This is a genomic window from Pseudomonas sp. R151218B TE3479 (genome assembly GCF_053629195.1).
Genome location: NZ_JBRJHV010000001.1, coordinates 2,727,227 through 2,739,647 on the forward strand (window position 1 = coordinate 2,727,227; position 12,421 = coordinate 2,739,647).

Here is a 12,421-nt window from a genome sequence, read left to right on the forward strand (position 1 = left end):
CCCCCCTGCGGACGCACCGGCCGCGCTTATTTCCTTCCCTGTACACGTCAGCCAATCCTGAAATCCTAGCGAAACGAAGCCCAAAAAAACGGCGCTTTCTCTTTCCAGAGCAAGCGCCGTTTTTTCTTCAAGGCCCAGTAAATACGGGCTTCCAGCCAGTGGCACCATAATTGCTTTCTAGGTATCAGCGCCTGTATTACCGATGGGGACGCCGAATAATTGGCGTCTCTTGTGAGTAGTCCGAGCGTCTTTGACGCTGATGCGGTTCACCTTTTGAGAGAGATATATGAAGGCAGTAATTCTGGCTGGAGGATTGGGCACTCGTATCAGTGAGGAGTCGCATCTCAAGCCCAAGCCGATGATTGAAATTGGTGGCAAACCCATCATCTGGCACATCATGAAAATCTACTCTCATTACGGCATCAACGACTTCGTGGTCTGCCTGGGCTACAAGGGCTACGTCATCAAAGAGTATTTCGCCAACTACTTCCTGCACATGTCGGATGTCACATTCGACCTGGCTGAAAACAGCATGCATATCCATCAGGGCAAGGCCGAGCCGTGGCGCGTGACCCTGGTGGACACGGGCGAAGTCACCGGCACCGGCGGGCGACTCAAGCGCGTGCGCAACTACCTGGGCGACGAAACGTTCTGCCTTACCTATGGCGATGGTGTGTCGAACGTCAACATTCGTGAGCTGGTGGCGTTCCATCAACAGCACGGCAAGCTGGCGACGGTCACGAGCGTCCAGCCACCGGGTCGCTTTGGCGCGATGGAACTCGAAGGCGCGTGCGTCAGGGGGTTCCAGGAAAAACCTCAAGGCGATGGCGGTTGGATCAACGGTGGCTTTTTTGTGCTGGAGCCCGCTGCGCTCGATGGCATTGAAGATGACACGACGACCTGGGAATACGAGCCGATGCGCAACCTGGCCCGGCAAGGTCAATTGATGAGCCACTTGCACCATGGCTTCTGGCAGCCGATGGACACGTTGCGAGACCGTGTATTGCTCGAAGAGCGTTGGAGTAGCGGTCAAGCCGAATGGAAGCTCTGGTCGTGAACGCATTCTGGGCAGGTAAAAAGGTTTTCCTGACTGGCCACACGGGCTTCAAGGGCGGCTGGCTGGCGTTATGGTTGCGTCAGTTGGGGGCCGAGGTCCGTGGCTTTGCCTTGCCGGTCGACACCACGCCAGCCTTATGGTCTGTCGCGGGGTTGGAGAGCCTGGTTCCCGGGGATCTGGCGGACATTTGCAATGGTGCGGCGTTGTCGTCGGCGCTCCAGGCATTCCAGCCGGACGTGGTCCTGCACTTGGCCGCACAGCCGTTGGTTCGCGAGGCCTATCGCAACCCTGTCCAGACCTATGCCACCAACGTCATGGGGACCGTCAATCTGCTCGAAGCCGTTCGCCACTGCCCGGGCGTGCAGGCGGTGGTCGTGGTGACGACCGATAAGTGCTACGAGAACCGCGAGTGGGTCTTGCCTTATCGCGAGTATGACGCCCTGGGCGGGTTCGATCCCTATAGCAACAGCAAGGCCTGTGTCGAGTTGCTCTGCGCTTCTTACCGCCAATCGTTCCTGAACGAGTCTGGCGTGGCACTGGCGACCGCTCGGGCGGGCAATGTCATCGGTGGCGGCGACTGGTCGCCGGAGCGCCTAGTGCCGGATATTTTTCGCGCCTGGCAAAACAACGAAGAAGTGGTCCTGCGTTATCCCCAGGCGACCCGTCCATGGCAACACGCGCTCGAGCCGTTGATGGGTTACCTGATGTTGGCCCGGGCGCTGGTGGAGGAGGGCGAACGTCACGCCGGCGCTTGGAACTTCGGGCCTGAGAGCGGCAACGTCGCTTCGGTGGAAACCATCGTTGGCCTGCTTGCCGAGCAATGGCCGGTGCCGGTGCGCTGGTCGGTGGATCTCCAAGCGCAACCCCACGAGGCCGGTTTACTGGCACTCGATTCCAATAAGGCACGCGAAGAGCTTGGCTGGAGGCCGCGCTGGTCGCTGGCAACCAGCCTTGAACGTACGCTGGCCTGGCACCTGGCCTGGCAGAGCGGTCAGGACATGCACAACTTTACCCGCAACCAGATCGCGGATTACCAAGGCGATACCCATGAGTGAAACTACTACGCAGTTGCGCCAACAAATTGTCGAGCTGGTGGGGCGCTACGCGCAGTCGGCGCTTGCTCCACAGGTATTCGTTGCCGGCCAGAGCAGCGTACCACCGGCTGGCAAGGTAATCGGTGCCGCTGAGTTGCAATCGATGACGGAGGCGGTGCTGGACGGTTGGTTGACCACCGGACGGTTCAATGAGGCCTTCGAAAAACGCCTGGGCAAGTACTTGGGGCGTCGCTGTGTGCTGACCACCAATTCGGGGTCGTCGGCCAACCTGCTGGCATTTTCTGCCTTGACCTCCCCACGCCTGGGCGATCGCGCGATCAAGCCCGGCGATGAAGTGATCGGTGTTGCCGCCGGCTTTCCGACCACCGTCAATCCAATCCTGCAGTTCGGTGCCGTGCCGGTGTTCGTCGACGTCCAGATGGGCACCTACAACATCGACCCGGCCAAGATCGAAGCGGCTATCGGGCCGAAGACCAAGGCCATCATGCTGGCGCACACCTTGGGCAACCCTTATGACCTGGGGGTCGTGCGGGCGCTGTGCGACAAATACAAACTGTGGCTGATCGAAGACTGCTGCGATGCACTGGGCTCGACCTACAAGGGCCAGATGGTCGGCACGTTCGGCGATATCGGGACCTTGAGCTTTTACCCGGCGCACCACATCACCATGGGCGAGGGCGGGGCGGTGTTCACTGACAGCCCGCTGCTCAAGCGCATCATGGAGTCCTTTCGCGACTGGGGCCGCGATTGCTACTGCGAGCCTGGCCAGGACAACACCTGCAAGCAACGCTTTTGCAAGCAGATGGGCGAACTGCCGGAGGGTTATGACCACAAGTACACCTATTCGCACCTGGGTTATAACCTGAAGATTACTGACATGCAGGCTGCCTGTGCACTGGCGCAGATGGACCGTGTGGAAGACTTCACGGTTGCGCGCAAGCGCAACTTCCGCTGGCTCAGCGAGCGCCTGGCTAATTGCGCCGATTTCCTCATCCTGCCCGAGGCGACCGCGGACAGCGACCCGTCGTGGTTCGGTTTCCCCGTGACCCTGCGCGACGGCTGCGGCATCCAGCGTGTCGAACTGCTGCGTTACCTGGATAGCCAGAACGTTGGCACGCGCTTGCTGTTCGCCGGCAACCTGGTGCGTCAACCCTACATGCTAGGCCGCAACTTCCGCATCAGTGGCGAGTTGACGGTAACCGACAAGATCATGAACGACACCTTCTGGATCGGTGTCTGGCCGGGCCTGGGTGAAGAGCACCTGGCCCACGCGGCACGTTGCCTGGAACACTTTTTCGGGCTGGATCGCTGATGCGTGCCTATGTCCTCTGTGGAGGTTTCGGTACTCGCCTGAGTGCCGTGCTTCAAGGCTCGCAAAAAGCTGTCGTGGATATTCACGGCCGGCCATTCCTGGCGCTGGTGCTGGCCGAGCTCAAACAGGCGGGCATCACGCAGGCGGTTTTGTGCGCACATTATCGGGCCGATCAATTGGCCGAGCTGCTGCCGTCGCTGATGGCCGAAACGGGGCTGGACCTGCAGATTGTGGTGGAAAAACAACCCATGGGCACCGGTGGCGCGATCCTGCACGCCTTGCATCAAATGCCACCCGAAGGTCGCTTCCTGGTACTCAACGCCGATACCTGGCTCGACCGCGAGGCCTATCGATTGGCCATGGCCGCCACCGGCGACGTGCTGGTGGGGGTGCAGGTTGAGGATCGTTCCCGCTACGGCAGCCTGGACTGCTCCGAGGATCTGCGATTGCTGGCGCTCAACGAAAAGGGACTGCGCGGACCAGGCCGAGTCAATGCTGGCGTCTATGCCTTCGCCGCCAATTCCCTGCAGGCATGCACCGTCCACGCCTGCTCGATGGAGCAAGACATCCTGCCGATGCTTATCCGCCGCCAGTCACTCAAGGTCTGTGCCTATACCGGGCCCTTTATCGATATTGGAACGCCTGACGCCTTGAGCGCATTCAAGTCGGGGTTCAAGGAGGCCGTCAACTCATGAATCAATTGGCCAGAACACAAACGGTCTACCTGAACCAGACCATTCTCGATGCCGTTGAGTGCATCGAGACGGGCGATTTGCAAATCGTCTTTGTGGTCAATGAACAGTGGCACCTGGAAGGCGTGTTGACCAACGGCGACTTGCGTCGTTACCTGCTCCAGGGCGGGGCGACGAACGTGCCGGTCACCGAGTGCATGAACACCGCTTACCGTTCGGTAAAAGTGGGTGCGTCGCGCGAGGAAATGCTCAAGATCTTCGACCTGAGCTACAACGCCATTCCGGTCGTGGACGAGTCCGGCTGCCTGGTGGATGTCGTCACGCCCGCACGGCTGGCGGCCAACCAGGAAGTGCCGGTGCTGGCTCGGGCAAGGGCGCCGGTGCGCATGAGCTTCAGTGGCGGTGGTTCGGACCTGACCTATTACTTCGTGGAAAACCCGGCCGCTGTACTCAGTTGCACGGTCGGGCTGTACTCCCACGCGACATTGATCCCGCGTACCGACAATGTGATCCGGATTTTCTCCGAAGACCTGGGCACACGCGAGTCCTATGAGTCCTTGGACCACCTCATGGACCATGCCGACAAGGGGCTGCTGGCGACCATCGTTTCGGTCATCCAGCCCAACTACGGGCTGGATCTGTATATGCGTTCCGATTTTCCCGTGGGCTCTGGGTTGGGTGGCTCGTCAGCGGTCGCCACGGCGGTCATTGCCGCGTTCAATGAACTGCGCCGCGATCGCTGGAGCACCTATGAGGTCGCGGAACTGGCGTTCCAGGCTGAGCGCCTGTGCTTTGGCATCGCTGGTGGCTGGCAGGACCAGTACGCTTCGGCGTTCGGTGGTTTCAATCTGATCGAGTTCAAGGAAGGCCGTAACCTGGTGCACCCTATCCGGCTTGAGGATTCGATTTGCAATGAGTTGGAAGAGTGTCTGGTGCTCTGCGATACCCGTATCTCCCATGACTCCGGCAAGCTCCACGTCCAGCAACGCGAAGAAATGAGCAGCAAGGGCGAGCAAAGCCTGCTGCTGACAGAAAGCGTGTCGCTGTGCCGCCGCATGCACCACCACTTGATCCGGGGCGAGTTGCATGATTTCGGGCGCTGCCTGCACGACGGCTGGATGCTCAAGAAACAGTTTTCCCAAGCCGTGAGCGACGGAGTGCTCGACCAGATTTATGAGTGCGCCCTTAACGCGGGCGCCCTGGGCGGCAAGTTGCTCGGTGCCGGTGGCGGTGGCTTCTTCCTGTTTTTCGTACAACCCCAGCACCGTCAAGCCGTGACCGAAAAGGTCAGAGCGCTTGGCTGCCGAACCACCGATTTCCGCTTTGAATCCAGCGGTGTCACTTCCTGGCGGACCAAAATTCAATGAGCAAACAGATATTCACCATCGATGGGATCACCATTGGTGAGGACCACACTTTTGTCATCGCGGAAGTAGGCAACAACCATAACGGCTCGGTGGAGCTGGCCCGGCGACTGGTGGACGCCTCCATCGACGCGGGCGCCGACTGCGTTAAGTTCCAACTGCGCAACCGCGAAGCCCTGTACCGGCGCAAGGCCGATGGCTCGCGCGCTGAAGACTTGGGCGTGGAATATATTCAAGACCTGTTGGATAAAGTCGAACTGAGCGTGGATGAGCATCGGCTGATCCGCGACTACTGCGCACAAAAGGGTATCAGTTATATCTGCACCCCTTGGGACGAGCCGAGCGTGGACATGCTGGCCGGTTTCGATGTGCCAGCGCTGAAAATCGCCTCCGCCGACCTTTGCAACCCTTACCTGATTGCCAAGGCCGCGTCCCTGGGCAAGCCTTTGATCCTGTCGACCGGAATGTCGCTGGAGCACGAGATCGAGCGCGCCATCGAGCAATTGAATGGGTTGGGCGTACCGTTCGCATTGCTGCATTGCAACAGCACCTACCCGGCGCCGGAAACCGATATCCAGCTCGGTTACCTGGCGCGCCTTCGTGAGCTGCACGGCCTGATCGGTTACTCCGGTCACGAACGTGGCACTGCCATCAGCATCGCCGCCGTTGCGCTGGGCGCCAAGCTGATCGAGCGCCACATCACCCTTGATCGCGGCATGGAAGGCCCGGACCATCTCGCAAGCCTGGAACCGGAAGAATTCCGTCAATTGGTCGAAGGCATCCGCCAGGTCGAGAAGGCTCTGCCGTGGACCGGGCCAGGGCGCCACGCCAGCCAGGGCGAATTGCTCAACCGCGAAAACCTCGGCAAAAGCGTGATCGCGACCCGCGCCATCGAGCCTGGCGAAACGTTCACCCAGGACATGTTGCGCGTCGCCAGTCCGGGCCAGGGCCTGCCGCCGTATCGATTGGCCGATCTGCTGGGCAAGCAAGCCGGACGGGCTATTGCCCAAGGCGATTTCCTGTTCGACAGCGATCTGGTCGCCCAGCAAGTGATTCGCCGCGAATACACCATGCCGATTCTGTGGGGCGTGCCGGTTCGTTATCACGACTTCCTGCAATACGATCAGTGGATCAAACCCGATCTGTTCGAATTCCATTTGTCCTACCGTGACCTCAGCGTAGCGCCGCACGCGTACCTGCGTACCGTGGAGTGCTCGCGCCTGGTGGTCCATGCGCCCGAGTTGTTCGAAAACAGCGAACTGTTGGACCTGGTGGCCGATGACCTGGATTACCGTCAGCGCTCCATTGCCAACCTGCAACGGGTGGTGGATGCGACTTTGCAGATTGCCGAGTTTTTCCCCAACGCCGATTCGCTGCTGATCGTGGCGAATATCGGTGGATTCTCGGCTGACGAACCTTTCCCGGTCAGTCATCGGGCCGAGCTGTATCGACGCTTTCGCGAGTCCTGCGCCCAGATCGATTTTGGTCGTACCGAGCTGATCCCGCAGAACATGGCGCCGTTCCCCTGGCACTTCGGCGGGCAGCGTCATCAGAACATTTTCATGATGCCGCAGGAGCTGGCCGAGCAGGCCAAGGCCATGAACATGCGCCTGTGCCTGGATCTCTCGCATCTGCAAATGGCCTGCTTCCATTTCGGCCTGGACTTCCAGGCAGCATTGGCCCTGTTGCTGCCGCATTCGGCGCACCTGCATGTGGCGGATGCCAAGGGCAGTAACGGCGAAGGTGTCCTGATGGGTACCGGGGACGTGGACTGGCCGGCCACTTGGGCGCAGCTCAAGGATTATCCACAGGTGAGTTTCATTCCCGAAGTGTGGCAAGGCCACAAGGATCATGGTGCCGGATTCTGGTCGGCACTTGAGTTCCTGAACAAATTGAATTGAGCCGAGCGCTCGGCGAACTGAGGTCTTGAATAATGAGTACCAAAATGCGTGTAGCTGACTACATCATGAATCGACTGGCGGAACTGGGCATCAAACAGGTGTACTTCCTGCCAGGTGGCGGCGCCATGCATTTGAACGATGCTCTGGGACGTCATCCGGACCTGGAGCCGATCCTCTGCCTGCATGAACAGGCCGCTGGCATCGCAGCCGAAGCGGCGGGCAAGCTGACCGGGGGGCCGAGTGCCTGCATGACCACGTGCGGTCCGGGCGCCACCAATGCGGTAACGGCGACCCTGGGCGCCTGGCTCGACTCCACGCCGGTATTTTTCATTTCTGGCCAGGTCAAGACCGCCGATTTGAAAGCCGGCACCGGCTTGCGCATGTTGGGTGTGCAGGAGGCCGACATCGTCTCCATCGTCTCCTCGATTACCAAGGGCGCCGTGACCCTGACCGACCCACTGGCGGTGGCTGAAGTGTTCGATGAACTCGAACATGCTGCGCTGACTGGCCGTCGTGGTCCGGTCTGGCTCGACGTACCGCTGGATGTGCAAGCGGTCCAGATCGATCCCGCTCAATTGCGCCGTGCCAAATTGCCGCCGGTTGCCGCAGCCGTCGACGTCAGCGAGTCGGTGAGCCGCACGCTTGAGTTGCTCAAGACCGCCAAACGTCCGGGCATCATTGCCGGTAGCGGTATTCGCATGGCCGGTGCTGTCGAGGCCTTCAATGCACTGATCGAGTCTGCGGGTGTCCCCGTGATGCCAACATGGCTGTCCATGGACTTGATCGAAGATGATCATCCACTCTTCGGCGGTCGTCCTGGCTCGATCGCGCCGCGCTGGGCGAACTTTACTCTGCAGAATTGCGATCTGTTGATTGTGTTGGGCTCACGCCTGGACATGGCGCTCACCGCTTACAACCACGCGCATTTCGCACCCTATGCCAAGAAGGTCGTGGTCGATATCGACCCGGCTGAAATCGCCAAGCTGCAAATGCCGGTTGAAGTCAAAGTCGTGGCTGACGTCAAGCCGTTCATTGAAGGGCTCGTGGCGGGTATCAAGGCCGCCGCGCTGCCGGATTATTCCGCCTGGCGTTCGCAGATCGCAGCCTGGCGCGAGCGGTATCCGTTGCTGCAACCCGAGCACGCCGACGACAGCGAAGGCGTGAGCATGTATCACTTCACCGATCGTCTGTCGGAGCTGTTGAGCGAAGGCGATGTGATTGCCCCGGGCAGTTCCGGTTTCGCCTCGGAACTGTTCCTGCTCAACCTGCGCCTGAAGAAAGACCAGCGCTGCTTCCACAACCGCGGGACCGGATCGATGGGCTTCGGCGTGCCGTCGGCTATCGGCGCCTGCCTTGCCTCGGGTCGTAAACAGACGATCTGCGTGGAGGGCGATGGCGGCGTGCAGCTCAATATCCAGGAACTGGCCACGCTGGCCGCGCAGAACCTGCCGATCAAGTGTTTCGTGATCAACAACCAGGGTTACGCCTCCATCCGGACGTCGCAGAACATGCACTTCAAACTGCTGGTCGGTGCCGATGACACCAGCGGCCTGAAGCTGCCCGACCTGCAGCAATTGTCCGCCGCCTATGGCGTGGGCTATGCACGCATCGATGCTCACGAGGGGCTGGACGCCGCATTGAGTGAAGTACTCGCGCGCAGTGGTCCGGTGATCTGTGAAGTGCTGGTCCAGGTCGAAGAGGCGCGTGTGCCGCGTGTGATGACCCGCATCAACGAACAGGGCAAACCGGAGACCGGAGCACTGGAAGACCTTTATCCATTCCTGCCGCGCGACGAATTCAATGCGCAGATGGCGATTTCGGAGCGCAACTGAAATGGCCTGGCTGAAGAGAAAATTGACCGGCCTGAGCTACCGCTACTTGCGTGGTACGGTTTCCTGGGCGCATGCCAAGTCGCCTGAAATTCGTCATGAGCGGTTGTTGCCGTATTCGAGCTATGCGCCGTGGTGCGGCGATAAGTCCTTTGAGCAAGCGCTCGCGCTGGTCGAACGCAATACTCTCGTGGATAAATACCGGCTGTATGAGCTGTGGTCGCTGGCCCGGCAGTTGGATTGCGTCGATGGCGACTTTCTTGAAGTGGGTGTATGGCGCGGTGGTTCGGGTTGCTTGTTGGCGCTGGCTAGCCAGCGGCCTGGCCGCAAGGTGTTCCTGGCTGATACGTTCACCGGTGTGGTCAAGGCGGGCAGTCTTGATACCCGCTACGAGGGTGGGGAACACAGCGACACGAATATTCAACTGGTGGAGGCCCTCGCCGCCCGTTGCGGTGTGATCGATCGTGTCCACCTGCTGGAAGGGATGTTCCCGGAGCATAACGCCGAACATGTCGGTCCACGGCTGGCCTTTCTGCACATTGATGTGGACGTGTATGAGTCCGCGCGCAGCGTGCTGGAATGGGCGTTGCCACGCCTGGTGGCCGGTGCTGTCGTGGTGTTTGACGATTATGGTTTCTTTGGTTGCGAAGGTGTGACCCGATTGGTGAATGAGTTCACTGCCGCGAACCAGGATTTCCGCTTCTTGCACAACCTCAACGGGCATGCCGTGTTGGTGCGGATCGCGTCAGGAGACCGACATGCTTGATGAGCAGAACTTCAAACATGTGCTGGTTTATGGCGCGCGCTTGGCTGGCCAGCGGGTCCAGGCTTATTTGGCGGATCGAGATGTCAGGGTCAGCGCTTTCCTGGATCGCGATGCGTCTCTGGATCAGGTCGATGGCATCCCTGTCGCCAGTGCCCAGGACTGGGCTGCCAGTCATGATCCGGCCAGTGCCTGCGTAATCATCGGCTTGTTCAATAATTACGTGGATGTCGGCGAAGTCGTGGCCCAATTGCAGCAGTTGGGTTATGGCCGTGTTGTCAGCCTTGTTGAGTTCGTTCGTCATTTTCCCGAAGGGCAGCCGTTTCGTTACTGGTTGGTGGACCCGCGTTACTACGAGGCCAATGCTGATCGGATCGCCCATCTGCGCGAGAACCTGGCCGATGAAACCAGCCGGGAGCTGCTGGATCGCATCGTTGATTTCAGAATTACCGGTGACTATCTACGCTTACCTGCGCCTTCGCCGCGACAGTATTTTCCTGAAGATTTGCCGACTTGGCCGCAGCCGTTGCGTTTTATCGATTGTGGCGCTTATACCGGCGATACCGTGGAAGAGATGCGCGCCGCTGGCCTGATTTTCGAGGGCGTCGCTACTTTCGAACCAAACCTTGAAAACTATGCGGTGCTCGTCAAGAGCCAGGGCAATCTCAACGCAGTCAACTTTCCTTGCGGTGTGTCCGATGGCAATCGTCAGGTCGGCTTCGATGGCGCGTTGGGCGCTGGCGGCCATCTTGTCGAATCGGGCGGCGAGACCGTGACCTGCGTTCGACTGGATGACGCACTGCCGGGCTTTGCGCCGACACTGATCAAGATGGACATTGAAGGCGAAGAGCCTGCTGCGCTGGAGGGGGCCTTGCAACTTCTTCGTCAGTACCGTCCGAACCTGGCCGTCAGCATCTATCACCGCGCCGAACATCTGTGGAGCATTTTTGAACAGATAGACGAATACGGCCTGGGTTATCGCTTTTTTCTGCGCTGTCATGCCCATAGCTCGTTCGATACGGTGCTTTATGCGGTCGCGCCCAATGACTTTGAACGCTGCAATGAGGTAGCAACGCATGCGTAACTATGAAAATGCCGATCTGCTGCAAAGTGAAGCGCTGACGGAAGGCCATACCTATCAGTGCACGATTTCCCTTGATGGACAATCCTCGATCCTGAAGTTTCGTTTCGATCCGCAGGCGAGCATTGCTGCCGAACAGGAAGTGGTGCTGCGCTCGCGCCATCATTTGGATGTCCTGAAACGACTCGGCACCTATCCCGCCATGGCCAGGTTGCTTTGCGATAGTGCCTCCGACTTTTCCTATGAACCATTGGAAAGGCAACTTGATGCGCCGGTCTATGTCTTTGGCGCCCATCAAGTGGGGGTGCTATTGGCGCGTCTTTACGCCAACCGCGGTGGGAGTGTCCAAGCATTCTTCGATAACGATGCGAGCAAACACAACACAACGCTCGATGGGATACCGGTGAAGGCGTTCGACCTTTCCAGCCTGCCCGACAATGCACTTATTGTCTTGGGCAGTGGCCGCTACAGTGCGGTCATTCAACATGACCTGGAGGCCAAGGGTTGGGGCAATTTCATGACCATGCAGCAATTTCTTGTTGCGATGGATGCGCCTTATATCACTGAGGCCAGTTTCCGCAACTACAGGACTAAGGTCATCGATGAACGCTTGGCTTTCATCTCCGCATTTCTATGCCTTGATGATGAGCGCTCGCGACAAGTATTCGATGGCTTAATGGCCATGCGCCTTGATCTCGGCCATGCTAACTCGAAGATTCGTTCCGACTTCATGGATGAATATGTCGAACCCGAATTCATCCGGGCTGAAGACCTTCGTCATTATGTAGATGCCGGTGCCTATAACGGCGACACATTGAGCAAAATCGAATCACGTTTCGGTCCGGTGGAAAGTGCCTGTCTTTTTGAACCAGAGCAACTGGCATTCCTGGAATGCCAGAGTAAGTTCGACGGGCGCTCCGAAGTGAGGGTGCTTCAGGCGGCCATGACTGAAGTGGCTTGCCAATTATCGGCGCCCGAATCCAATAGTTGTGATGTGCTCGGTGCGTTATCTTCCGAGCAGCCGGCGACAGCGCTTGCGCATGTACCTGGCATCCCGCTGGACGAGATCATGTCCGGCGACGTGACCCTGATCAAGCTCGACATCGAAGGCGCCGAACAAGGCGCGCTGCGTGGCGCTCGCCAAGTCATACAACGTGAACGACCGAAGTTGTGCGTGTGTGCCTATCACCGTAGTGATGATTTATGGAAATTGATCGATACGGTTCTTTCCATTCGTTCGGATTACAAAGTCGGTGTTCGTCATTATTCGGATATTGTCGACGACACCACGCTCTATTTTTATTAATACCTCGGCTCGTGAGACAACTTCACGATTGATTAAAAAGAATTTTAAGGGATGTACGTCA

At 58.9% G+C, this 12,421-nt stretch carries 10 protein-coding genes; all 10 read left to right on the forward strand.

Going from position 1 to position 12,421, the window contains the following annotated elements; genetic code table 11:
- The first annotated feature begins 286 nt into the window (after nucleotides 1-286).
- From rfbF to AB7M32_RS12240, 10 genes are read left to right on the forward strand one after another with little or no spacing between them, the layout of a single operon-like run.
- Nucleotides 287-1,057, forward strand: a complete 771-nt coding sequence (gene rfbF, locus AB7M32_RS12195; RefSeq protein ID WP_176688427.1) for a glucose-1-phosphate cytidylyltransferase — start codon at nucleotides 287-289, stop codon at nucleotides 1,055-1,057.
- Complete coding sequence (gene rfbG, locus AB7M32_RS12200; RefSeq protein WP_454250035.1) at nucleotides 1,039-2,112, forward strand: CDP-glucose 4,6-dehydratase; 1,074 nt, start codon at nucleotides 1,039-1,041, stop codon at nucleotides 2,110-2,112. Before rfbF ends, rfbG begins: the two co-directional genes overlap by 19 nt.
- Nucleotides 2,105-3,424, forward strand: a complete 1,320-nt coding sequence (rfbH, locus tag AB7M32_RS12205; RefSeq protein WP_454250036.1) for a lipopolysaccharide biosynthesis protein RfbH — start codon at nucleotides 2,105-2,107, stop codon at nucleotides 3,422-3,424. Before rfbG ends, rfbH begins: the two co-directional genes overlap by 8 nt.
- Nucleotides 3,424-4,119, forward strand: a complete 696-nt coding sequence (locus AB7M32_RS12210; RefSeq protein WP_454250037.1) for a sugar phosphate nucleotidyltransferase — start codon at nucleotides 3,424-3,426, stop codon at nucleotides 4,117-4,119. Before rfbH ends, AB7M32_RS12210 begins: the two co-directional genes overlap by 1 nt.
- A complete protein-coding gene (locus AB7M32_RS12215) occupies nucleotides 4,116-5,483 on the forward strand; it encodes a GHMP family kinase ATP-binding protein (protein ID WP_454250038.1) in 1,368 nt (455 codons plus the stop codon). Before AB7M32_RS12210 ends, AB7M32_RS12215 begins: the two co-directional genes overlap by 4 nt.
- Complete coding sequence (locus AB7M32_RS12220) at nucleotides 5,480-7,381, forward strand: N-acetylneuraminate synthase family protein (RefSeq protein WP_454250039.1); 1,902 nt, start codon at nucleotides 5,480-5,482, stop codon at nucleotides 7,379-7,381. The genes AB7M32_RS12215 and AB7M32_RS12220 overlap by 4 nt, the downstream gene beginning before the upstream one ends.
- Before the next feature lie 44 nt (nucleotides 7,382-7,425).
- Nucleotides 7,426-9,213, forward strand: a complete 1,788-nt coding sequence (locus AB7M32_RS12225; RefSeq protein ID WP_454250040.1) for a thiamine pyrophosphate-binding protein — start codon at nucleotides 7,426-7,428, stop codon at nucleotides 9,211-9,213.
- Between the two features lies 1 nt (nucleotide 9,214).
- Nucleotides 9,215-9,976, forward strand: a complete 762-nt coding sequence (locus AB7M32_RS12230; RefSeq protein ID WP_454250041.1) for a TylF/MycF/NovP-related O-methyltransferase — start codon at nucleotides 9,215-9,217, stop codon at nucleotides 9,974-9,976.
- Nucleotides 9,969-11,057 (forward strand): FkbM family methyltransferase, encoded by a 1,089-nt coding sequence (locus AB7M32_RS12235; RefSeq protein ID WP_454250042.1) that lies wholly within the window; start codon nucleotides 9,969-9,971, stop codon nucleotides 11,055-11,057. Before AB7M32_RS12230 ends, AB7M32_RS12235 begins: the two co-directional genes overlap by 8 nt.
- Nucleotides 11,050-12,360 (forward strand): FkbM family methyltransferase, encoded by a 1,311-nt coding sequence (locus AB7M32_RS12240; RefSeq protein WP_454250043.1) that lies wholly within the window; start codon nucleotides 11,050-11,052, stop codon nucleotides 12,358-12,360. Before AB7M32_RS12235 ends, AB7M32_RS12240 begins: the two co-directional genes overlap by 8 nt.
- The last annotated feature ends 61 nt before the right edge of the window (nucleotides 12,361-12,421 follow it).